This window comes from Agathobaculum hominis (genome assembly GCF_014288055.1).
Classification (GTDB): domain Bacteria; phylum Bacillota; class Clostridia; order Oscillospirales; family Butyricicoccaceae; genus Agathobaculum; species Agathobaculum hominis.
On record NZ_JACOPK010000015.1, the window covers coordinates 1 to 22,454 of the forward strand.

25 protein-coding genes, 1 rRNA gene and 1 pseudogene are annotated in these 22,454 nt (G+C 59.4%); 6 read left to right on the forward strand and 21 right to left on the reverse strand.

Annotated elements, in window-relative coordinates; genetic code table 11:
* Window positions 1-150 precede the first annotated feature (150 nt).
* From H8S02_RS12200 to H8S02_RS12210, 3 genes and pseudogenes are all read right to left on the reverse strand, one after another.
* On the reverse strand, window positions 151-1,437 hold the full coding sequence (locus H8S02_RS12200; protein ID WP_186970753.1) for an amidohydrolase family protein: 1,287 nt from the start codon (window positions 1,435-1,437) through the stop codon (window positions 151-153).
* A 70-nt stretch (window positions 1,438-1,507) separates the two neighbouring features.
* Window positions 1,508-1,795, reverse strand: a pseudogene (locus H8S02_RS12205) (sigma-70 family RNA polymerase sigma factor); the annotation flags it as partial.
* A gap of 126 nt (window positions 1,796-1,921) precedes the next feature.
* Window positions 1,922-2,413 (reverse strand): GNAT family N-acetyltransferase, encoded by a 492-nt coding sequence (locus H8S02_RS12210; protein ID WP_186970755.1) that lies wholly within the window; start codon window positions 2,411-2,413, stop codon window positions 1,922-1,924.
* Between the two features lie 153 nt (window positions 2,414-2,566).
* Here H8S02_RS12210 and H8S02_RS12215 point away from each other — a divergent pair, with 153 nt between their 5' ends.
* The 5 genes from H8S02_RS12215 to sigE all read left to right on the forward strand — a co-directional run bounded on the left by H8S02_RS12215 (window position 2,567) and on the right by sigE (window position 7,641).
* Window positions 2,567-3,601 (forward strand): M42 family metallopeptidase, encoded by a 1,035-nt coding sequence (locus H8S02_RS12215; protein WP_243166529.1) that lies wholly within the window; start codon window positions 2,567-2,569, stop codon window positions 3,599-3,601.
* Window positions 3,598-4,620, forward strand: coding sequence for a M42 family metallopeptidase (locus tag H8S02_RS12220; RefSeq protein ID WP_186970756.1), 1,023 nt, complete (start codon window positions 3,598-3,600; stop codon window positions 4,618-4,620). The genes H8S02_RS12215 and H8S02_RS12220 overlap by 4 nt, the downstream gene beginning before the upstream one ends.
* On the forward strand, window positions 4,617-5,612 hold the full coding sequence (locus H8S02_RS12225) for a M42 family metallopeptidase (RefSeq protein ID WP_186970757.1): 996 nt from the start codon (window positions 4,617-4,619) through the stop codon (window positions 5,610-5,612). Before H8S02_RS12220 ends, H8S02_RS12225 begins: the two co-directional genes overlap by 4 nt.
* Before the next feature lie 495 nt (window positions 5,613-6,107).
* The gene (locus H8S02_RS12230; RefSeq protein WP_186970758.1) at window positions 6,108-6,929 is read left to right on the forward strand and encodes a sigma-E processing peptidase SpoIIGA; all 822 of its coding nucleotides are present in this window, start codon (window positions 6,108-6,110) and stop codon (window positions 6,927-6,929) included.
* Between the two features lie 13 nt (window positions 6,930-6,942).
* Window positions 6,943-7,641 (forward strand): RNA polymerase sporulation sigma factor SigE, encoded by a 699-nt coding sequence (gene sigE, locus H8S02_RS12235; RefSeq protein ID WP_186970759.1) that lies wholly within the window; start codon window positions 6,943-6,945, stop codon window positions 7,639-7,641.
* A gap of 291 nt (window positions 7,642-7,932) precedes the next feature.
* On the opposite strand, the gene atpC is transcribed toward sigE, so the two are convergent.
* The 12 genes from atpC to H8S02_RS12295 all read right to left on the reverse strand — a co-directional run bounded on the left by atpC (window position 7,933) and on the right by H8S02_RS12295 (window position 17,196).
* On the reverse strand, window positions 7,933-8,334 hold the full coding sequence (gene atpC / locus H8S02_RS12240) for an ATP synthase F1 subunit epsilon (protein ID WP_186970760.1): 402 nt from the start codon (window positions 8,332-8,334) through the stop codon (window positions 7,933-7,935).
* A 1-nt stretch (window position 8,335) separates the two neighbouring features.
* A complete protein-coding gene (atpD, locus tag H8S02_RS12245; protein WP_186970761.1) occupies window positions 8,336-9,733 on the reverse strand; it encodes a F0F1 ATP synthase subunit beta in 1,398 nt (465 codons plus the stop codon).
* Window positions 9,734-9,814: 81 nt separating this feature from the next.
* Window positions 9,815-10,681: an ATP synthase F1 subunit gamma gene (gene atpG, locus H8S02_RS12250; RefSeq protein WP_186970762.1), complete on the reverse strand. Its 867-nt coding sequence runs from the start codon at window positions 10,679-10,681 to the stop codon at window positions 9,815-9,817.
* Window positions 10,682-10,704: 23 nt separating this feature from the next.
* Window positions 10,705-12,210, reverse strand: coding sequence for a F0F1 ATP synthase subunit alpha (atpA, locus tag H8S02_RS12255; RefSeq protein ID WP_118686239.1), 1,506 nt, complete (start codon window positions 12,208-12,210; stop codon window positions 10,705-10,707).
* 16 nt (window positions 12,211-12,226) lie between these two features.
* A complete protein-coding gene (gene atpH / locus H8S02_RS12260) occupies window positions 12,227-12,769 on the reverse strand; it encodes an ATP synthase F1 subunit delta (protein WP_186970763.1) in 543 nt (180 codons plus the stop codon).
* A gap of 6 nt (window positions 12,770-12,775) precedes the next feature.
* Window positions 12,776-13,279 (reverse strand): F0F1 ATP synthase subunit B, encoded by a 504-nt coding sequence (gene atpF / locus H8S02_RS12265; RefSeq protein WP_186970764.1) that lies wholly within the window; start codon window positions 13,277-13,279, stop codon window positions 12,776-12,778.
* Between the two features lie 84 nt (window positions 13,280-13,363).
* A complete protein-coding gene (gene atpE, locus H8S02_RS12270) occupies window positions 13,364-13,621 on the reverse strand; it encodes an ATP synthase F0 subunit C (protein WP_117490611.1) in 258 nt (85 codons plus the stop codon).
* 59 nt (window positions 13,622-13,680) lie between these two features.
* On the reverse strand, window positions 13,681-14,397 hold the full coding sequence (locus H8S02_RS12275; RefSeq protein ID WP_253093903.1) for a F0F1 ATP synthase subunit A: 717 nt from the start codon (window positions 14,395-14,397) through the stop codon (window positions 13,681-13,683).
* A 28-nt stretch (window positions 14,398-14,425) separates the two neighbouring features.
* Entirely contained in the window at window positions 14,426-14,836 is a 411-nt protein-coding gene (locus tag H8S02_RS12280; RefSeq protein ID WP_186970765.1) for an ATP synthase subunit I, read from the reverse strand.
* Window positions 14,827-15,084 (reverse strand): AtpZ/AtpI family protein, encoded by a 258-nt coding sequence (locus H8S02_RS12285; protein WP_118686235.1) that lies wholly within the window; start codon window positions 15,082-15,084, stop codon window positions 14,827-14,829. Before H8S02_RS12285 ends, H8S02_RS12280 begins: the two co-directional genes overlap by 10 nt.
* A 456-nt stretch (window positions 15,085-15,540) precedes the next feature.
* Window positions 15,541-15,951 carry a hypothetical protein gene (locus H8S02_RS12290; protein ID WP_186970766.1) on the reverse strand — a complete coding sequence of 137 codons (411 nt, stop codon included), beginning with the start codon at window positions 15,949-15,951 and terminating at the stop codon, window positions 15,541-15,543.
* Between the two features lie 120 nt (window positions 15,952-16,071).
* The gene (locus H8S02_RS12295) at window positions 16,072-17,196 is read right to left on the reverse strand and encodes a D-alanyl-D-alanine carboxypeptidase family protein (protein WP_186970775.1); all 1,125 of its coding nucleotides are present in this window, start codon (window positions 17,194-17,196) and stop codon (window positions 16,072-16,074) included.
* Window positions 17,197-17,328: 132 nt separating this feature from the next.
* Between H8S02_RS12295 and H8S02_RS12785 the strand changes: the two genes are divergently transcribed.
* Complete coding sequence (locus tag H8S02_RS12785) at window positions 17,329-18,264, forward strand: AEC family transporter (protein WP_186970767.1); 936 nt, start codon at window positions 17,329-17,331, stop codon at window positions 18,262-18,264.
* A gap of 56 nt (window positions 18,265-18,320) precedes the next feature.
* On the opposite strand, the gene H8S02_RS12305 is transcribed toward H8S02_RS12785, so the two are convergent.
* The 6 genes from H8S02_RS12305 to rrf all read right to left on the reverse strand — a co-directional run bounded on the left by H8S02_RS12305 (window position 18,321) and on the right by rrf (window position 22,454).
* Window positions 18,321-18,698 carry a CPCC family cysteine-rich protein gene (locus tag H8S02_RS12305; protein ID WP_186970768.1) on the reverse strand — a complete coding sequence of 126 codons (378 nt, stop codon included), beginning with the start codon at window positions 18,696-18,698 and terminating at the stop codon, window positions 18,321-18,323.
* The gene (locus H8S02_RS12310; protein WP_186970769.1) at window positions 18,691-19,446 is read right to left on the reverse strand and encodes an exodeoxyribonuclease III; all 756 of its coding nucleotides are present in this window, start codon (window positions 19,444-19,446) and stop codon (window positions 18,691-18,693) included. Before H8S02_RS12310 ends, H8S02_RS12305 begins: the two co-directional genes overlap by 8 nt.
* A 68-nt stretch (window positions 19,447-19,514) precedes the next feature.
* Window positions 19,515-20,681, reverse strand: coding sequence for an aminotransferase class I/II-fold pyridoxal phosphate-dependent enzyme (locus H8S02_RS12315; RefSeq protein ID WP_186970770.1), 1,167 nt, complete (start codon window positions 20,679-20,681; stop codon window positions 19,515-19,517).
* 6 nt (window positions 20,682-20,687) lie between these two features.
* Window positions 20,688-21,410 (reverse strand): alpha/beta fold hydrolase, encoded by a 723-nt coding sequence (locus tag H8S02_RS12320; RefSeq protein WP_186970771.1) that lies wholly within the window; start codon window positions 21,408-21,410, stop codon window positions 20,688-20,690.
* A 197-nt stretch (window positions 21,411-21,607) separates the two neighbouring features.
* Complete coding sequence (locus tag H8S02_RS12325) at window positions 21,608-22,255, reverse strand: HAD family hydrolase (RefSeq protein WP_186970772.1); 648 nt, start codon at window positions 22,253-22,255, stop codon at window positions 21,608-21,610.
* A gap of 83 nt (window positions 22,256-22,338) precedes the next feature.
* Window positions 22,339-22,454, reverse strand: a 5S ribosomal RNA gene (gene rrf / locus H8S02_RS12330).

A 22,454-nucleotide genomic window follows, 5' to 3' on the forward strand; every position in this document is an offset into this window, starting at 1 on the left:
CCGCCTGCCGCTCTGATGAACAGGCCCTGTTTCAAAATTGGAAGAGGCAGGGCTTGGGTAGGTGTTGCCTTTTTACGGCCGGTACGGTGTAGTTGCACTGTTTTTCTTCAAATTTTTTTGCATCATCTACTTGACTTCGTACCATTGGACTTACAGGCGGCTCAGGATGCTGTCCGTGCGGCGCTGCACCTCAGCCTTTACCTTTTCGATGTCGATGGTCTTGAATTCGCCGTCGCGGTAGAGGACTTCGCCGTCCACCATGGTCATGCGGATGTCCGCGCCCTGCGCGGCATAGACCACGTTGCACGCCGCGCTGGTCATCGGGGTGAACTGCGGCGTATCCGTGTTCAGCACGCACAGGTCGGCGCGCATGCCGACGGCGAGCAGGCCGCTGTCGTCGCGGCCCTGACTGAGCGCACCCGCCCGCGTTGCCGCATGGAGCACCTCAGCCGGAGTGATGATGGTCGGGTCGCGGAAATAGCCCTTGTAGACCACGCCGAACAGGTACATATCCTGCATGATGTTCAGATTGTTGTTGGACGCCGCGCCGTCCGTGCCGAGCGCGACATTGATGCCGCTCTCGAGCATCTTCGGCACGTTCGCATAGCCCGAGGCCAGCTTGAGGTTGCTCGCCGGGCAGCACGCGACCGTCACGCCGTGTCTTTTCAGAATATCGAAATCCTCGTCCTCGAGCCAGACGCAGTGCGCCGCCGTCGTCGGAGAATCAAAGATGCCGTGCTTCTCCATGTACGCCGCCGGGGTCAGGCCGTGGCGGCCTTTGCACTCCTCGTGCTCGGTCTGCGTCTCGGACAGATGGATCTGGATGCGCGCACCGGTCTCACGGGCGTGCTGCGCGACCGCCTCGACGATCTTCGGGTTGGAGGTATACTCGCCGTGGATGCACAGATCACCGATCAGACGGCCGTTGTTCGCGCCGTTCCACTCGCCGCGCAGGCGCACGTTGTCGCGGTAGGCCGGCAGGTCGGTGTAGTCGCTGTCGTCGAACACGGTCAGGCCGCGGCTCAGATTGCACTTGATGCCGCTCTCGAGGATGGCCGGGACCATGCCGCCGAAGAAAAAGTACATATCCGAGAACGACGCCGTGCCGCTCGCGAGCATCTCCGAGATGGCGAGCAGCGTGCCGTAGTAGGCGGCCTCGTCGTCGATCTGATCCTCGAACGGGAATACCTTCTCCCCGAGCCAGCGCTGGAGCGGCAGATTCTCCGCGTAGCCGCGCAGCAGCGTCATGGGCGCATGGCTGTGGACGTTGTAGAAGGCGGGCATGAGCAGGCGGTGGCGGCCGTCATAGCGCTCGCCGAAGTCCTCCTCCGGCGCGGACGCGCCTATGTAGGCGATGCGGCCGTCCTTTACGCCGACATACTGATTTCTTTTCGTCTCAAACTTTTCGTCCAGCAGGTCAATGTTGCAGAATAGCATAGTTTTCTCCTTTATATATGGTTTTCGCAGTCCTTTTATGATGTATCGGAGGATTTCCACAAGGCACGTTCATCGGCACGGCATAGGTGGAAAACCGCACGCCGAGCTCGGTGTTGAAATGGTCGATGGATTTCATCAGACCGATGCAGCCGACCTGAAACAGATCGTCCGGCGACTCGCCCCTGTCGCGGAAGCGCTGCACGACGCTCAGAACGAGCCGCAGATTGCCGCGGATGAGCTCGTCCCGCGCTCCCCTGTCGCCCGCTGCGGCGCGTCTCAGCAGTGCGTCCGTCTGCGCGCCGGAATAGACGGGCAGCTCGGACGTATTCACTCCGCAGATCTCAACCTTTGCCTGCATGAAAAAGACCTCCTGTCGCGTGCCGGGTCAAAAAAGTCCGGCAGTTCTATCAGCATTTTCCCCCTGCGGCAGGCGGAATATACCGACGGAATTTTTTCATGCGGCCGCGTTTTCGACCGTTTTTTCTTATAATTCGTGATAGTGCGGGATGATGTCCTCGTAATGGCCGTCCGGCATGAGAAAGCCGCCCGGGATGACGCCGAGCTGCTTGAAGCCGAGCCTGCGGTAAAGATGGAGCGCACTCGCGTTGGTCGCGACGACCGCGTTGAACTGGAGGATGCGGTAGCCGAGCGTCTTTCCCTGCGCCATGCTGTGCCGCACGAGCTGTTCGCCGATATGCCGGCCGCGCACGCCGTCCTTCACCGCATAGCTCGTGTTGCAGATATGGCCGCAGCGTCCGACGTTGTTCGGATGCAGGATGTACAGACCGACGATCTCGCCCGTCTCCGCGTCCTCCGCAAGGCCGGTGAACGACTGCGACCGGAAAAAGCTGTCCGCATTCTCCTCCGTCAGCTCCTCCCGCTGCGGAAAGGCCGCGCCGCCGCGCACAACCTCGTTCCATATCGCAGCTGCCGCGGCGGCGTCGTGTATCTGGTACTGTCTGATCTCGATCTGCATCGCTGTGCACTCCTTTTGCTTTTGCCTGCTTACAGTATAGCATATCCCACGCGAAAATGGAATTGCCGGGCGAATTTTACGTCGGCTCTTGTGAAATCTACCGCAGACGTATATAATAGATGCGTACAACAGTCTATTAAAGGAGGAATTTCCTTGCAGTTAGAACAAACTCTGCGGACGCTCACCGCGCTGCCTGCGGTCAGCGGTCACGAAGCGCAGGCGGCCGAGGCTGTGGCTGAGCTGTTCCGTCCGTACTGCGACACGGTCGAAGTAGACAAAAACGGCAATATGCTCGGTTTCAGATCCTGCGGACGCAAAAACGCAAAGACCGTGCTGCTCGACGCGCATCTCGACCAGATCGGCTTTCTCGTGACCGAGGTGCTGGACGGCGGCTTTGTCCGCTTCGCGCCGGTCGGCGGCGTCGATCCGCGCATGCTGCTCGGCGGCGAGGTCACGCTGCTCGCAGACGAGCCGCTCTACGGCGTCGTCTCCTGCATGCCGCCCCATCTGCTGAAGGCCGGCGAGCAGGACAAGGCCGTGCCCGTCAGCGAGATGGCGATCGACACCGGTCTCCTCGACGCCAAGAGCCGCATCCGTGTCGGCACGCCCATCGTGTTCGGTCAGACGCCGATTTCGCTCGCGGGCGATCAGCTCTGCAGCAAATGTCTGGATGACCGCGCCGGCATCGCGTCCATCCTGCTCGCGATGAAGCAGCTCAAAAAGGGCAAAAAGCTGCGCTGCAACATCGCAGTGCTCATCAGCGCACAGGAGGAGGTCACCGGCCTCGGCGCACAGACCGGTGCGTTCGCCGTGCAGCCGGAATACGCCATCGCGGTAGACGTGACCCACGGCAGGACGCCGGACGGCCCGTCGGACGGCGTGTTCGACCTCGGCAGCGGCGCCGCCATCGGCATGGGCCCCAACCTGCACCGCGGCCTGACAAAGGCGCTCATCCGGACCGCCAAGGCCAACGACATCGACTATTCGCTCGAGATCATGGAGGGCGACACCGGCACGAACGCCTGGACGATGCAGATCGTCGGACGCGGCATCGCGTGCGCGCTGCTGTCCATTCCGCAGAAATACATGCACACGCCGGTCGAGGTCGTCTCGCTTGCCGACGTAGAGGCGGTCGCGGACCTCATGGCGGCGTTCCTGCGCGAATTTGACGGGGAGGTGAAGGTATGATCGAACTGATGAAGGAACTGTGCGCACTGCCCGGCCCGTCCGGCTGTGAGGACGCGGTGCGTGCGTTCGTGCTCAAAAGGGTCAAGCCCTTCGCGGACGAGATCCGGACCGACGCCATCGGCAACGTGATGGTCTTCCGCAAGGGCAGAAAGGCGCTCGACCGTCCGGTCGCCGTGTGCGCACACATGGACGAGGTCGGCGTGATCATCAAAAAGATCACCGAGGACGGCATGCTGAAATTCGGCTTTGTCGGCGGCGTTGATCCGCGCGTTGTCATCGGCCGTCCGGTGCGCTTCGGTGATGTTTCGGGCGTCATCGGCATCAAGGCCGTCCATCTGACGACCGCCGCCGAGCGCCGCACCATGCCGAAAACAAAAAATCTCTATATCGACATCGGCGCGACGAGCCGCGCTGCCGCGGAAAAGCTGGTATCGCTCGGCGATTACGGCGTATTCGACTCCGCTGTTGTCGAGTTCGGCGACGGCCTAATCAAGGCCAAGGCGATCGACGACCGTGTCGGCTGCGCCGCTCTGCTCCGCCTGCTCGAGGACGAGCCGCCCGTCGACACCTGGTTCTGCTTCACCGTGCAGGAGGAAACCGGCCTGCGCGGCGCGGCGAGCATGGCGTTCGCACTCGATCCGGGCTTTGCAATGGTGCTCGAGGGTACGACGGCGGCCGACCTCGCCGAGGTCGAGGGCGCTGACGCGGTCTGCCGCGTGCGCGGCGGCGTTGTGCTGCCGTTCATGGACGGCGCGACCATTTACGACGCGGCGCTGTTCGAGCTGCTGCGCGACGCCTGCATCAGGCGCGGCATCCCGTGGCAGACCAAGACCCGTGTTGCCGGCGGTACGGATGCCGGACGCATTCACAGGAGCCGTGCCGGTGTGCGCGTATGCGCCGCAGCGGCTCCGGTACGCTATATCCACTCGCCGTCCTCTGTGGCGGCAAAGGCCGACTGCGAGGCAGTCCTCGCGGCCGCCCGTGCATTTCTTGAAGAACTCGGAGGGGACGACGAATGAGCAAGGTTTTTGATTTATGGAAGGAAGTAGGCGGCGCATTCGGCCCGTCCGGCCGCGAGGATGCGGTACGCGAGACCATCGCAGGCATCGCAGGCGCGTATATTGACGACATTACGACCGACGCGCTCGGCAACCTGATCTGCCGCAAAAAGGGCGCCGGCAAAAAGGTGCTGTTCGCCGCGCACATGGACTCGATTGGCGTTGTCGCGACCTATATCGACGAGAACGGCTTTATCCGCTTCTCGCAGATCGGCGGCCTGTACTACGCGGATCTCGTGAACATCACCGTCCGCTTCGCCAACGGCACGCGCGGCGTCATCTCCTTCGAGGAAAAGACCCCGATGAAGGACATGACCCTCGCGCATATGTTCATCGACATCGGCGCAAAGAACGCCGAGGAGGCGCGAAAGCTCGTCCAGATCGGCGACTTTGCCGTATTCGAAGCGCCGCGCTTCGAGCAGAACGGCGTGCTCTGCGGCCCGTACCTCGACAACCGCATCGGCTGCGTGACGCTCCTGCTGATGATGGAGCAGCTGGCGGAGACCGAGACCGAAAACGACCTGTATTTCGTGTTCACGGCACAGGAGGAGGTCGGTCTGCGCGGCGCAGGCGCGGCGGCGTTCGCGGTCGAGCCGGATGTAGCGATCGCCGTTGACGTGACCGACACAGGCGACCTGCCCGAGATGAAGACCGCGATGGCGGTCGAGATGGGCGGCGGCCCGGCCGTCAAGGTCATGGACCGCTCGGTCATCTGCTCTCCTGCGGTCTGCGCCGGCCTCGAAAAGGCGGCGGAGCTGCTCGGCATTTCCACGCAGCGTGAAATCCTCCAGTGCGGCGGCACGGATACTGCGGCGCTCCAGAAGGCGCGCGCAGGCGTCGCGGCCGGTGCGGTCTCCATCCCGACCCGCTATATCCACTCCCCGAGCGAGATGTGCGCGGTCTCCGATGTTGAGCAGTCGGCCGCTCTGCTTGCGAAATTCGCCGTTCTGTAACCATCGGGAATTTCAAACATTAAATTTTTCGTTGTTCGCCGCTTCACTTTTGTGAACAATGAACGATGACAAAGGCGCCGTTCTGCGGTAATATAAATACAGCAGCAAGGAAGCTGGACCCAATGTGGGCGTTCGGTTCCTTGCTGTTTTTTTTGACTGTCGCGAAACTAACGTTTCGCCGACAATCAGTGTTCTGACTACGCAGAACACGAGTCGTCCGAAAGTTCCCATTCTATTTCATGCGCGCTGCCGCGCGACTGCGTGATTGCATGAAATGAGCTTCATCGACAGTCTGACCTTTTCCTCTTTATCCTCTTTTCCCTTTTTGCCCACATCTTACTTACATACTACTCTTTGTCCGAGGCCGTTTCATCTCTTCACAGGTGAAGCGGCTTCGGGCAATTTTTTCTGCTTTTTCGCGCTTCCCGTTTTCGGCATCACCTGCCCCGCCTGCCGTGGTAAGATAGACGTACCGAATGAGAGGGGGCGGCGGCTGTGGTCGTGTATCTCGATGTGCTGTTTTTCACGAACGTGCTGATGGACTGGATAACGCTGCTCGCGGCGGCGCGGCTCGGCGGCGCAACGGTCAGACAGGGGCGGCTTGCTCTCGCCTCACTGCTCGGCGGCCTGTATGCCGCAGGGGCGGCGCTGCTCCCTCTGCTTGCCGCTCTGCCCGTGCGCATACTCGCAGGCGCGACGCTCTGCCTTGCGGCGTTCTGCGGCGAACGGGCGCTTTTGCGGCTCGGCGGCCTGTATTTTCTGACCGCCGCCGCATTCGCCGGACTCGCCGCTGCGCTCGGCGCGGTCTCGGAACGGCGGCTGCTGTTCGGCGCAGGGTATTACTTTGCCGTTCCGCTGCGTCTGCTGCTGCTCGCGGCGGCGCTCGGCTACACGCTCAGCGGCATCCTGCTGCGCGGCGACGCAAAGCACGGCTCCATACAGCGCGACATCCGTCCGCTCACCATATGCTTTTCCGGCCGCGAACGGCGCGTGCGCGTGCTGGAGGACACCGGCCACTCGCTGACCGAGCCGGTCTCGGGAAAGCCGGTGCTCATTCTGTGCCGCGGCGAGGCGGCGCTGCTGCTGAACGACCCGCTCGACGGCGATGCCGCGCATCAGCTCACCGCCCTGCCGGCCGAGACGGCGGCGCACTGCGGTCTCGTGCCATACCGCGCCGTCGGGACAGAGAGCGGCCTGCTGCTGTATTTCCGCCCGGACCGCGTGCTGGAGGCCGACGGAAAAACGCTCGACTGCGTGTGCGCCGCCGGTCCGCCCGGCTTCGAGTCCGGACAGTACGAGGGCCTGATCTGTGTGTGAAAGGGAGAAAATCATGAAACTCGAACAAATCCTTGCGTTTCTCAGACAGCTTCGCCGTCTGCCTGCCGTCTATTACATCGGCGGCAGCGAAATCCTTCCTCCGCCTCTGCCGCCCGAGGAGGAGGCCGCCGCGGCCGCAGCCTGTCAGGCCGGTGACGAAGGCGCACGCCGCACGCTCATCGAGCACAATCTCCGTCTTGTCGTTTTTCTCGCGCGCAAGTTCGAATCGAGCGGCGTGGGCACGGAGGATCTGATCTCGATCGGCACGATCGGTCTCATCAAGGCGGTCAGCACCTACCGCAGCGACCGCAAGGTCAAGCTCGCCACCTACGCCTCGCGCTGCATCGAGAACGAGATCCTGATGTATCTGCGCAAGATCGCCGGGCGCCGCACCGAGGTCTCATTCGACGAGCCGCTGTCTTCGGATTGGGACGGGAACGAACTGCTGCTCTCGGACATCCTCGGCACCGAGCCGGACAGCGTCATGCGCCCGCTCGAGGACGATGTCGACCGTGCGCTGCTGCTGCGCGCGCTTTCCCGGTTGCCGCCGCGCGAGCGGCAGATCATCTCCATGCGCTTCGGCATCGACCTGCCCGAGGCCATGACGCAGAAGGAGGTCGCCGACCGCCTCGGCATCTCGCAAAGCTATATCTCCCGTCTTGAAAAGCGCATCATCGCGAAAATGCGCCGGGATATCGTCTCGCAGATCTAATGAACATATTGAAACAAGTCTATTTTCAGCAGCCGCGCGGCAGCGCGCATAAAAAGCGTTTGCCGCGCAAACGCATGAGCCCGTAGGCCTCTATCCTCAAAAATATTCAATGAGAGCAACCGGGGACATGCGCCTCGGTTTTCATACTTCTGGCGGTAGAAAGTTTCCGAACGGGAACTTTCTACCGCCCTGTGTTCTGCGAAGTCAGAACACATCTTGTCGGCAAAACCGCTGGTTTTGCGACAGATATAAAAGTCCCCTGAGATTGCTCCCAGAGGACTTTTTTCATGTTTACTTGTCGCCTGCAATACGGATACGGTTCAGCGCCTTTTTCAGCTTGACCTGAGCCACCTCGTATTCGCGCTCGCTCTCCTTTTTCTGGATCGCGGCGCGCGCACGCTCCGCTGCACTGTTTGCTCGGTTGACGTCGATCTCGTCCGCCCATTCGCACGTGCGTGCGAGGATGGTCGTGCCCTCCTTCGTCACGTCGACAAAGCCGCCCGCAATAGCCGCGATGCGCTTTTCACCGTTCTGAATGATGGTCAGCGCGCCGATGCCGAGAGCGGCGATATACGGCACATGATTCGGCAGAATGCCGACGTCGCCCTGCGAGGTGCGCACGACGATGCGGTCTACATCGCCCTCGAAAAAGCAATGGTCGATCGTCATCACCTTGAGAGGAAAGGTAGCCATATTATGCCCCCTTCTTAGCCTTCTCCACGACTTCGTCGATGGTGCCGGCGAACAGGAACGCCGACTCCGGCAGGTCGTCATGCTTGCCGTCGAGGATCTCGCGGAAGCCGCGGATGGTCTCCGCAACCGGAACGTACTTGCCGGGCATGCCGGTGAACTGCTCTGCGACCGAGAACGGCTGCGAGAGGAAGTTCTGGATCTTGCGCGCACGGGCTACCGTCAGCTTGTCTTCGTCGGAAAGCTCGTCCATGCCGAGGATGGCGATGATGTCCTGCAGATCCTTGTACTTCTGAAGGATCGACTGAACGGTACGCGCGACCTCATAATGCTCCGTGCCGACAACATCCGCGGTCAGAATACGCGAGGACGAGTCGAGCGGATCGACGGCCGGATAAATACCCATCGACGCGATGTCACGCGAAAGAACGACCTTTGCGTCCAGATGCGAGAACGTGGTCGCCGGCGCCGGGTCGGTCAGGTCGTCCGCAGGCACGTAGACCGCCTGTACGGACGTGATCGAGCCCTTCTTGGTCGAGGTGATTCGCTCCTGCAGCGCGCCCATCTCGGTCGCGAGGGTCGGCTGGTAGCCTACGGCGCTCGGCATGCGGCCGAGCAGCGCGGATACCTCGGAACCGGCCTGCGTGAAGCGGAAGATGTTGTCGATAAACAGCAGCACGTCCTGACCCTCGACGTCGCGGAAATACTCCGCCATCGTCAGACCGGACAGCGCAACGCGCATACGTGCTCCGGGAGGCTCGTTCATCTGGCCGTAGACCAGAGCGGTCTTGTTGATAACGCCGGACTCCTGCATTTCGTTGTACAGGTCGTTGCCCTCACGGGTACGCTCGCCTACGCCGGTGAATACCGAAATACCGCCGTGCTGCTTGGCGATGTTGTTGATCAGCTCCATGATGATGACCGTCTTGCCGACGCCTGCGCCGCCGAACAGACCGATCTTGCCGCCCTTTGCGAACGGCGCGATCAGATCGACGACCTTGATGCCGGTCTCGAGGATCTCGGTCGTGGACTCCTGCTCCTCATAGGACGGAGCGGGACGATGGATCGGCCAGCGCTCCTCGCCCTCGACAGCCGGCTTGTTGTCCACCGGCTGGCCGAGCAGGTTGAAGATACGGCCGAGGTTCTTGTCACCGACCGGAACGGTGATCGGGCCGCCGGTATCGGTTGCCTTCATGCCGCGCATCAGGCCGTCGGTGGACTCCATCGCGATGCAGCGCACGGTATCCTGACCGATATGCTGCGCAACCTCGACCGTGATGACATGGCCGTTGTTGTCGATCGTGATGGCGTTCAGCAGCTTGGGCAGCGCGTCAGCGGCAAATTTAATGTCAAGCACCGGTCCGGTGATCTGGACAACGGTGCCGATATTCTGCTCACTCATTGGCAAAACTCCCTTTGAGAAATCAGAAAGCGGCTCTCAGCAGGCCGCGCGGCCCTCTGCGCTCCGTTTCTGATTCAGTGATTAAGCTCCTACCTCACCCGAGCCGGCGACGATCTCCGTGATCTCCTGCGTGATCGCTGCCTGACGTGCACGGTTGTAGGACAGGTTCAGATTTTCGATCATCTCGCCCGCGTTGTCGGACGCAGCCTCCATTGCCATGCGGCGCGCAGACTGCTCGGAGCAGTAGCTTTCGACTACCGCGCCGTACAGCACGCCGTACAGATATTCGGGGATCACTGCGTTGAACACCGCCTCCGGCGAGGGATCATACTCGGTCAGCACATGTGCGCCGCCCTTGTCCGCGTTCTCCTTTCGCTCGAAGCTGACCGGCAGAAGCTGGATGCACTTCGCCTCCTGCTGGAGCGGAGAGACAAATTCGGTGTAGCAGAGGAATACCTCATCTGCCCTGCCCGAACAGAAGGCCTCGATCAGAGACCCGACGATCTCGTGCGTATCGCTGATGCGCATGGTCTCGGCAACGCCGGGGTAGTCCGCCGCGACCGGCCACTGACGCTTGGCATAATGCTCCTGCGCCTTTTTGCCGATCGTGATGACCGAGGCGTTCCTGCCCTCCATCTCGGCGGCGGCCAGCTTGAACACGTTCGAGTTGTAGCCGCCTGCCAGACCGCGGTCGCCCGCGATGACGATGTACAGGCTGTTCTTTACCTCACGGCGTCGAGTGTAGACCGAGTCGCTGTCGCGCGTGACCGAAGCCAGACGCGCAACAGTCTCATACATGGCGTTGAAGTACGGGCGCACGCTCAGGGCGCGCTCCTTTGCGCGGCGCATCTTGGAGGACGCGACCAGCTCCATCGCCTTTGTGATCTGCATGGTGGACTGCACCGATTTGATACGGCGTTTGATGTCCTTCATGTTTCCGGATGCCATTGTTCAGTCCCTCCCTGCTGTTTTTAATGCTCGGAAAGGAACTTTTTCTTAAATTCCTCAATGGCCTGCGTCAGTCTGGACTTGATGTCGTCCTCGAGCTTGCCCGTGGCGCGGATGGTCTCCGGAATATCGCCATAGGTGCCGTCAATATACTCGAACAGCTCCTTCTGGAACGTGCCGATCAGCTCTACCGGAATATCGAGCAGCTCGCCCGAAACGACGGCAAAGATGATGATGACCTGCTTTTCGACCGGGATCGGACTGTTCTGCGGCTGCTTGAGCACCTCGACGATACGCTCGCCCTGATTGAGGCGCTTCTTGGTATCCGCGTCGAGGTCGGAGCCGAACTGCGAGAACGCCTGCAGCTCGCGGTACTGCGAGTACGCCAGCTTGAGCGTGCCGGCGACCTTCTTCATCGCCTTGATCTGCGCGTTGCCGCCGACTCGGGATACCGAGATGCCGGGGTTGACTGCCGGACGGATGCCGGAGTTGAACAGCTCGGTCTCGAGGAATATCTGGCCGTCGGTGATCGAAATGACGTTGGTCGGGATATAGGCGGAAACGTCGCCTGCCTGCGTCTCGATGATCGGGAGCGCGGTCAGAGAGCCGCCGTTCTGGATGTTCGCCGCGCGCTCGAGCAGACGGGAATGCAGATAGAATACATCGCCCGGATAAGCCTCGCGTCCTGGCGGACGGTGAAGCAGAAGGGAAAGTGCACGGTAAGCTACCGCGTGCTTGGACAGATCGTCGTAGATAACGAGGACGTCCTTGCCCTTATGCATGAAATACTCGCCGATCGAGCAGCCTGCATACGGCGCGATATACTGCAGCGGCGCAGACTCGGATGCGGTCGCGGCGACGATGCAGGTGTAATCCATCGCACCGTTCTTCGCGAGCGTCTCGGCTACCTGCGCGACGGTCGAGCGCTTCTGGCCGATCGCGACATAGACACAGACAACGCCCGTGCCCTTCTGGTTGATGATGGTGTCCAGGCAGATCGCGGTCTTGCCGGTCTGGCGGTCACCGATGATCAGCTCGCGCTGGCCGCGGCCGATCGGGATCATGGAGTCGATCGCCTTGATGCCGGTCTGGAGCGGCACGTTTACCGGCGCGCGCTCGATGATGCCCGGAGCCGGGCACTCGACCGGGCGGGACTCGGTGGTGTTGATGGGGCCCTTGCCGTCGATCGGCTTGCCCAGCGCATCTACGACGCGGCCGAGCATCGCTTCACCGACAGGAACCTCGACGATGCGCTTGGTGCGCTTTACCGTGTCGCCCTCACGGATATTCTGGTCGGAACCCAGGATAACGGCGCCGACGAGATCCTCCTCAAGGTTCTGCGCCATGCCGTATACGCCGCCCGGAAACTCGAGCAGCTCACCCGACATGCAGTTCTCCAGACCATGGATATGCGCGATGCCGTCGCCTACGGTGACGACCGTACCGACGTCAGTCAGCCTGATCTGGCTCTGGTAGTGCGTGATCTGCTCCTTGATAATATTACTGATCTCTTCAGGGCGTAATTCCATAAAGTCACCTACTTCCTTACGCAATGGTATTGGTCAGCCGTGCGGCGATCTCGCTGAGGCGAGTGCGCAGGCTCGTGTCGAACTGCTCGTTGTTCACCTTGACAACGATGCCGCCGATGATCTCGGGATCGACCGACGTTTCGAGCACGACCTGCCTGCCGGTGACGGCCTGCATTTTGTTCTTCAGCCTGTCGCGCAGCGCGTCGCTCATCGGCACAGCCGTGACGGCGCAGACCTCCGCGATGTTGTTTTCGAAATAATACTGCTCCTTATACGCCTCGCGCATCTCGTGGATGAGGCCGATACGGCCCTTCTCGGTCGTGAGCATGAGGAAATTCAGCACAAACGGCCGGATCTTCCCCTCGAATACCGTTTTGAGTACATTCTGCTTGTCCTCAAACGCGATGGAGGGGGTGGTGAGCAGTTTGAGGAAATCGGGGTTTTCGCGGAACGCGCCGCAGACGGCGGTCAGCTCCTCGAGATACTCCTTTTCCTGTTTTTCGTCCTTTGCGACCTCGTAAAGGCTCTGCGCATAACGTTCGCTTACAATATCAGCCATGCGCGATCACCCTACCTTGTCGATGAATTCTTCGATGAAACGCTCGTGGTCGGCCTCCTTGACGTCGCGCTCGACGACCTTGGACGCGATCATGACGGACAGGCTCGCGACCTCGTCCTTCAGCTCGTTCATGGCCTTCTTGCGCTCCTGCTCGATGGTGGTCTCGGCCTTCTTCATCATAGCGGCAGCCTGCTGCGAGGACTCCTTGAGGATCTCCTCGCTGCGCACGGTCGCGCGGCGGGTAGCGGAGCCGACGATCTCGGCCGCCTCCTCCTTCGCCTTCGAGAGACGCTCGGTGTATTCCGTGCGCTTCTGTTCCGCCTCGGTCTGTGCCTGCTCGGCGGCGGAGTAAATGGTCTTTACCTCCTCCTCACGCTGAGCGAGCATTTTGCGGACCGGCTTGAACAGGAACTTCTTGATGATCGCAAACGTGATGAGCGTATTGCACATCGTCACGAGAATCTCCCACCAGCCGATGCTGACAAAAGCCTCGTAAATTGCCTGTTGCACAGGTTTACCTCCTTCCCGAACGGAAGTATTCTCCGTTTCGTTTCAATGCACAGCGATGCACTGTGCCGGTTCTGTCTGCACCGATCAGAACTGGCTGACGAACGGGTTGGCAAACAGCAGGATCAGCGCAATAACGAGCGCGTAAATACCGGTGGACTCTGCCATTGCGATACCAAGGATCATGGTACGGGTGATATCGCCCTGTGCCTCGGGCTGACGGCCAATCGCGGAGCAGGCCTGACCTGCTGCATAACCCTCGCCGATACCAGGGCCGAGGCCGGCGATCATCGCCATGCCTGCACCCAGAGCGGACATACCTGCTACGAATGCTTTGGGATCCATACTTTTATTCCTCCTGAAATGATTTTCGTTCAGATTTTTGTGGTTGGTTCAGCTTTTTCTCAGCTGCCGCGTGCGTCTCCGACGTATGCCATGGTCAGCATACTGAAAATGAACGCCTGCATGCAGGCTGTGAAGCAGTCAAAATACAGCGACAGAACGCCCGGAAGGCCGATCTGAAGCAGCGGAACGGGCAGGAAGCCCAGAACCGCGTTCGACAGGACCTTGAGCGCGCCCATGATAAGGGTCGTGATGACCAGGCCGCCTGCCATGTTGCCGAAGTGACGGAACGACATGGAGACCGGGGTCGCGATCTCGCTCAGGACGTTCAGAGGCGCCATGACGAAGATCGGCTCGAGGAAGCCCTTGAGGTAGCCCTTGATGCCACCGAACTTGATCTTGTTATAGGTGATGAGTATAAACGTAATGATCGCCCAGCCGAGCGTCGTGTTCAGGTCTGCGGTCGTAGAACGCATCCAGAACAGGCTGGCCAGCGAGCCGAACAGCGAGCTCATCATGAGCGTCATGATGTAGGGCGAGAACGCTCTGCATCCCTCTCCCATCGTGCTGTCTACCAGACCGTCGATCATGAGCACCGCCTTCTCCGCGAGGGCCTGCTTGCCCTTCGGGATCTTTTCCATGCGGCGCGTCAGAAAGATGCACAGGAAGAGGATGAATGCCATGATGATCCACGAGTTCCTCATGGTCTCGGTGATCGGCAGGCTGGTGTTGCCGAACAGATAACCCAGTATTTCAGGGCCGTTTATTGCAACATTCACCGCCTAACCTCCTTTCCTTTGGAGTGCGTCAGATGCCGTTTTCCTCTCCGCCCTTTCGCGCGGAGGGGCGCACCTGCTGCCAGAGAAGAATGACCTTCGGGAAGAAGAGCGGCAGGATCGCCGCAAGCGGCTGGAGCTGCGGCAGCCTGATCGCCGCAAAGACCGCCGCGCCGGTGAGCAGATAGCGGAAAAAATATCCGCGCCGTACAATACGAGTGCCCTGTGCCGGCGGAAACAGAACGGCTCTTGCCGCGCTCCGTCCGATCATGGCAAAAAGAAGGATCGAGTACGCCGTGCCCGCGAGCAGGCTGACGCCTGTCCGCAGAGGCTCGAAGCCTGCGAGCAGCAGGATGCCGAACGCAATGAGTGCGAGCGGCGCCATGCCGCGCGCGAGACGCGCGGTCTCTTCACGGACGATCTCATATCCCTTCAATGCCATTTCTCCTTTCGTTCACTTTCTCTGGCCTTGCGCTCGGTCAGTCTGAGGAAATCCCGCAGACTGCATGCTGCCACTGCAATGCCGAGCACGATGCCGATGATCACGGTGCCGTTGCCGAGTGCGAAGCGGCGTTTGAGCCACAGCGCGGCAAAACAGCAGAGGATCGGCGGCGTGACCACCGATACGCCTACCTGCGTAAAATAGATGAGGTAGCGCAGCACGCTCCAGTGGTTTTGCTTTTTCGTCAACGGCATTCCCCCTGTTGTTCTGATAAATTTTGATATACTGAGCACAATTTGTGTCTATTGTGATTTCTGCAAACTGTCCTCTCTCCCAGATATCATCCCTATTATACCTAATGCACTCAAAATGTGAAAGCCTTTTCATCAAAATTTTATAAAAAAATTTTTGTCCCCTTTTGTCGTCATGGGCGTTTTGCACAAATCAAATGTTATTTTTATATGTATTCTGCTGTTTTTCCTGTGCAAGAGTACCATAATATCATGCGTATGCGAATTTTCGTCCGCAATCGTTTGCGGTCTCACCGCATCCGACGCCGGTCCGGCCTTCTGCGGCCTGCTATCTTTCTCATTCTGAGAAATCCGTGCATGAAAAAAGCGCGTCTGTTATCACGCGCTCAGTCTGTCCGGATAAAATAAAAAGCAGCAAGCCCAGGCTCACTGCTTTTTATAAGTAAAATCAGATCAGAGGTACTTCTTCATACCCTCGGTAGCTGCTGCCGGATCCTCGCTCAGAGAAACAACGAAGTTGACCGTGTGCTTCTCGGAGAATGCGCTCAGCTCGTCGAGGAAGGTCTCAGCCTTTGCTGCGTCCTTCTCGCCGGTGATCTTGTACAGACCGTCGATGAATACGCGGGTGATGTCGTAGTTGCCGGCATGGATGCCGCCGACAAAGCCGAGCAGACCCTCGTAGCCCTTGATCGGGTACTCCTTTGCGTCGATCAGGCGAGCGTCGTGCGAGATATCGAAAGTCAGCTTATCGCCGCGCGAAATGCAGACAACACTTCCCTTTTCTTCTTTTACTGCAGCGTTTACCTGATCAATGAGCTCCTTGGTCTTGCCAGAGCCGGTGCCGCCGATAATAAGTTTTACCATAGTTTTGTCCTCCCAACCTTTGAGGTTGCTATTAGTGTACCATAGATTTACCAAAATCGCAAGCCGGATTTACAAATCTTTCGTCAAAAAGTACGCATTCCGAAAACGCCGCCCCGTGTGTCACGCTCCCGTTCCCGTGACCGAGCGCACGAAACGGCCGAACAGATCGAAAACCGTGACCGCCTCCACGCTCTCCGCCGCGCACAGCGGCACGGTCAGCAGGGTTTCTCCGCCGTTTCTGACGATCAGCTCGCCGACCTGCTGTCCTTCCTCGACGGGCGCGGTCAGGCTTTCGGGTACCCTTCGCTCGGCCTCGACCGTGGATACCGCGCTCTTTTCGAGCACGCAGACGCTGTCTCCCTCCATGCGCAGCGCGACTGTGTCCGCGCGCCCCAGCGTGACCGGAACGGCCGCGCAGCTCTCCTCCGGCGGTGTCCACGCCGTGAAGTTTGCGAAGCCGTAGTTCAGCAGGGCTGCCGCGTCTGCCATGCGGTCCTCCTTGGTCGGAGCGGCCATGACCACCGCAACAAGGCTCAATCCTTCCCGTTCCGCGCTTGCGGAGATGCAGAACCCGGCCTCGCGGATATAGCCGGTCTTGAGGCCAGTCAGGCCCTTGTAGCTGCGCAGCATCTTGTTCGTGTTCGCGAGCGCGAATTTCCCGCCCCGGATGCTGTCCATCCAGATGCCCGTGTAGTCGAGTATCTTCGGATGGCGCAGCAGCTCACAGGAGATGAGCGCAAGGTCTCGCGCGGTCGTGAGCGTCCTCTCGCCCTCGCCGTCCAGACCGTTGGCATTGATGAATGTTGTTCCTGTGCAGCCGAGCTCGCGCGCCCGGGCGTTCATCCGCTCGACAAAGGCCGCCTCGGTCCCTGCCAGATGCTCCGCCACCGCGACCGCGCAGTCGTTTGCCGACCCGACCGCGATCGCCTTGAGCATCTCGTCGAGCGTCAGCTGCTCGCCCGGCTCGAGCCAGATCTGCGTGCCGCCCATCGAGCAGGCGTGCTCGCTGCCCGTTATCATGGTGTCGAGCGTCACCTCGCCGCGCTCGAGCGCCTCCATCGCGAGCAGCATGGTCATGATCTTGGTCACGGACGCCGGCTGGAGCTTCTCGTCCGCGTTCGATACATAAAGCTCCTGTCCGTTCGCCGCATACAGCGCAGCCGATTTCGCGTGCAGCGCCCCGAGCTCCGGCAGAGCCGCCGCATTCATGAGCAGCAGACCGAGCACCGCCGCCGTGCAGACCATTTTTTTCACTGCCGTCCACCCCTTTCGCCGCATTTTATGCGCTTTGTCTGCGCATTATGCCTTTTCTGCATTGACAAACGGTGCCCTGCTGCTTTATGATTAAATTGATTTCTTTCAAGGAGGGCACGCAAGGTGCTTCAAAACATACAGATATTAGTCTCTCAGATCATCGTCATGTTCCTGCTCATCGGCGTCGGTGCGTTCTGCTACCGAAAAAAATACATCAACGACGACGGCGCCGGTCAGCTTTCCTTTATTCTGACGCGAATTGTCGCGCCCTGCGTTGTCATCGACTCGTTTCAGCGCGAATTCGACCCGGCGCTCGGCAAGGCTCTTATCCTTTCCGTTCTGTGCACGTGCACAGCCATGGGACTGAGCATTCTCGTCAGCCACCTCATTTTCCGTAAAAACGGCTCGCACGCCAATTTCGCGGACAAGCGCTTCTGTGTCGTGTTCACCAACTGCGGCTTCATGGGTCTGCCGCTGCTCGACGCGCTGTACGGCTCGGAGGGTCTGTTCCTCGGCTCGGCGTTCATCATGGTGAACAATCTGCTGCTCTGGACCTACGGCGTAGGTCAGCTTTCCCGTGATGTGCCGCGTGCGGAGCGCCTCCGCAACACCTTTATCAATCCCGGCGTCATTTCCAACCTCATCGGCCTGTTCTGCTTTCTGACGCCGTTCAAGCTGCCGGTCGTTCCGGCAACGGCGGTCTCCTATCTCGCTTCGCTCAATACGCCCATCGCGATGATCGCGGTCGGCGCGTTCCTCGCGCAGTGCGACCTGCGCGAATGCTTCCGCGACACACAGGTCTACTTCGTTTCCGTGCTGCGTCTGCTCATCCTGCCGCTCATCACGCTCGCGGTGTTCCTGCTCCTGCCGCTCGATCACACGCTGCGCTGCTCCATGCTCATCAGCGCGGCGGCGCCGGTTGCGATGGCGGCCTCGCTGTTCGGCAGGACCTACGGCACGGATTACCTGTTCTCGACCCGCGCGACTGCGGTCTCGACCATTTTTTCCGCCCTCACCATCCCGGCGATGGTCGCGCTCTGTCAGCTGCTCGGCGGCTGAGACTGTCAAGGAAACAGCAAAACGGCTCTCCCTTTTCATTCCGGGAGAGCCGTTTTTTATTCATCTTTCAAAAGCCACGGATCTGCGATGCCGAACGCGCGGAAATTCATCTGCGCCTCATTCAGGCTGAGACCGTTGTTCTGGTCGCTCGGCGCGTCCGGGTCATCCTCGACATCATAGTCGATCTCCCACATGCATACCGGGCAGATATAGCCCCACGAGGGATTTTCCGGAAGATCCGCGCCGCAGCAGGGACATGGCTCTGTCGGCATTTCGGGCAGGAGATCAGCAGAGAGACCGGTCTCGTCACATTCTTCCTCTGCGTCCTCGTCGATAGCATCCGGACGGAAATATGGCTCTGGAGTCCGGTCTCTCTCCTCGTTTTCCTGATTCAGCCATGCTTCCGTGTCGGGAAAATAACGGTAATCACTCAATTTCGATCATCACCGGGCAGTGATCCGAGCCGAACACATCGCTCAGAATGGACGCGCTCTTAACGCGGTCTACAAAGCGGCTGGACACGAGGAAATAGTCGATACGCCAGCCTGCGTTCTTCTCGCGCGCGTGAAAGCGGTAGCTCCACCACGAGTACGCACCCTCCAGCCCGGGGTAAAAATGACGGAAGGTATCCGTGAAGCCGGCGGCGAGCAGCTCGGTCATCTTGCCGCGCTCCTCGTCCGAAAAGCCGGCATTCTTCCGGTTGGTCTTGGGGTTCTTGAGGTCGATCTCCTCATGCGCGACATTCATATCGCCGCATACGATGACCGGCTTATCCTTGTCCAGACGGCACAGGTAATCGCGGAAGGCGTCCTCCCACCGCATGCGGTAGTCCAGCCGCTTGAGGCCGTCCTGCGCATTCGGCGTGTAGACCGTTACCAGATAGAATTCGCCGTAGTCCGCCGTGATAACGCGGCCCTCATGGTCGTGCTCGTCGATGCCGAGACCGAGCGTCACAGACTGCGGCTCAGTCTTTGTAAACAGTGCCACACCCGAGTAACCCTTTTTCTCCGCCGAGTTCCAGTATTCGTGATAGCCGCCCTCGAGCGGCACATCCGCCTGCCCCTGCTGCATTTTTGTCTCCTGCAGACACAGCATATCCGGCTGCTGCTCCGCAACAAACTCCAGAAAGCCCTTGCCCATGCACGCGCGCAGGCCGTTCACATTCCATGAAATGAGTTTCATTCTTTCCGCTCCCTTCGGGTCCAAAAAACGGAGAGCCGGCTGCGGCCGGCTCTCCGCCTTGTTTCATGTTACCTGTTCAGAATGCCGCTCTCAGCAATCCTGCGGACGGCTTCCTGCATCCTCTCGGGCGGAACGACGAGCGCCATACGAACATAGCCTTCGCCGTGCCTGCCGAACGCGCTGCCCGGAACGACGATCACGCCGGTCTTTTCGAGCAGGTCGAGCGCGAACTCCGCCGAGGAGGCGTAGCCCTCCGGCACCTTCGCCCAGACGAACATCGTACCCTGCGCGTCGGGGACGTTCCAGCCGATGCTGCGCAGACCGCCGCACAGCGCGTCGCGGCGCGCCATGTAGCCCTTGCGGTTGCGCATGACGATGTCCTGCGGCCCGTTCAGCGCCGCCACAGCGCCTGCCTGAATGGGATAGAACGTGCCGTAGTCGATCTGCGAGCGGAACGCACGGAAGCGCGCGATCAGCTCACGGTTGCCGACAACAAACGACACGCGCATGCCGGTCAGATTGTAGGTCTTGGAGAGCGAGTTGAACTCAACGCCGACCTCCTTCGCGCCCGGAATAGACAGGAAGGACAGACCGTCCGTGCCGTCGAGCATGAGGTCGGAATAGGCGTTGTCATGCAGCACGATCATGTTGTGCTCGCGTGCAAACAGCACGAGCTTTTCATAAAACGCGCGGTCGGCAACGGCCGTGGTCGGGTTGTTCGGATAGGAAACAACGATCGCCTTGGCGCGCTCCGCAATATCCTCCGGAATATCGTTAAAATCGAGCTGCCAGTTATTTTCCTCGCGCAGCGGATAGAGCGCAATGGTCGCACCGGTCATGAGCGGACCGAAGGTGAAGATCGGGTAGCCCGGGTCCGGCGCAAGAATGAGGTCGTTCGGCCCTGCAAACGCAAAGCCGATGTGCGCAAAGCCCTCCTGCGAGCCGGAAACCTGAATGATCTCGTCGTCCGCGAGATCGACATCATAGCGGCGCTTGTACCACTTTTCAACGGCTTCGAGCAGCTCGGGAGTCTCGGTCAGCGAATACTTGTACATATCCGGATCGAGAGCGGCTCTGCTCACAGCCTCCATCACGTGCCTGTCCGGCTGAAAATCCGGCGTGCCGATCGATAGATTGATGACGTCAACGCCTTTTTCGATCAGCGCGCGTTTTTTTTCGTCCAGCTGATTGAAAATATTGCTCTCGACAGGTTCTCCTGCTTTCAAAAATTCCATGTTTGCTTATCTCCCTAAAATGAATTCCATAACCGTGCGGTTAAAGCGAGACGGCTGCTTCGCGGCGACAAAATGGTCGCCGTCGCGGAACACCTCGACGCGGCAGTGCGGAATATGCGCCGCCATCTCGCGCGTCTGCCTGTCCTTGATCATGTCATGCTCGCCGACAATGATGAGCGTCGGCATTTCGAGCCGGGCAAGGTCGTCCATGCGCACACCGTAAGGGTGCACCATGAGGCCGAGCACATCACGCCGGCGCGCAGCCTTGCGGCTGATGCGGCTGAACAGCGAGGCTGCGCCGTAACCGGCGAATGTTGTCAGCTGTACATGCGGCTTAACGCCGAAGAACATTTCCACATTTGCGCCGTTGAGCACGAGCTTCTCGACCATGTCCGGCCATTGCAGCGCAAACTTGATTGCAAGGTTTCCGCCGTCCGAAAAGCCGAGGAAAAATGCCTTTTTGATGTCCTTGACATCCAGAATATGCTTAAGATCCTGCGCCATCAGTTCAAAGGAGAGCCCCTTTGTTCCGCTGTCCGACGCGCCGTGACCGCGGCTGTCCACAGCGATCACACGCATGAAACGGGTAAATTCGGAAATCTGCGCATTCCAGTAAGAGCTGTCCTCACCGTTTCCGTGCAGCAGAATGAGCGGATGTCCTCGCCCGATATCGTAGCAGGCGATACGGGCATCTCCGCAGTCAATATATTCCGGTTCGTACCCGAACATAATCTTTCATACCTTTCCCTATTTTCACAGCCGAGCATGTGCAAATATGTATCCATCGTGTAAAATTTGCCTGTTATTGGCTTTCAGGCAGATCAAAACTCAATTAAGCCTTTGCAGATATAGTATACCACACAAAACCGATGGGGTAAAGCGACATTACCGTCATTTTTTCAGGCATTCTGATAGGCATGCACCGGTCAGCCAAGGAGAATCTCGCGTAATTCATCGAGCGTATCAACGACCGCAGCCGCGCCGGCGGACACGAGCTCTTCCCGGCCGCCGAAGCCGAGCGTTATGCCGATGCAGGAAAGGCCGCACGCGCGTGCGCCCTCAACGTCATGAAAGCGATCACCGACCAGAACTGCATCATTACGCTCCGCGATGCGGAAGGCATCGAGTGCCTGCTGAACGACCTGCGCTTTCGTTCCGATCTTTCCATCGAGCGACGCGCCGGAGACAACATCAAAATACTGTTCAATTTCAAACATATGCAGAATTTTCCGGACGAAAACAGTCGGTTTGGAGGATGCGATCGCGATTTTCTTTCCAGCGTCATGCAGAGCGATGAGCAGTTCCGGAACGCCGTCGAAAAGGATATTTTCCGTCCAGCCAACGGTCCCAAAGCGTTCACGATAGGCCGCGACAGCTGTTTTCGCCTGCTGATCGTCCATATTGTAGCAGCGGCGGAATTCATCATACAGCGGAGGGCCGATAAAATGCTCGAGGGATGAAAGATCCGGCTCCGAAATACCCATTTTATCCAGCGCATACTGCACCGATTTGGTAATTCCCTCACGCGGATCAGTCAATGTTCCATCCAGATCAAAAAGAATATACTGATACATAAAAGCCTCAATTTCATTGGAATACTGTATTGGAAATATAGATACGTATAACAAAACACCGACCCCAAAGGATCGGTGTTTTGTGTGCGCGTTGAGTTATCTTCCCGGGCCGTCGCCAGCCAAGTATTGTCACCGTAAATGAGCTTAACTACTGTGTTCGGAATGGGAACAGGTGTACCCTCATCACCATTAACACGCA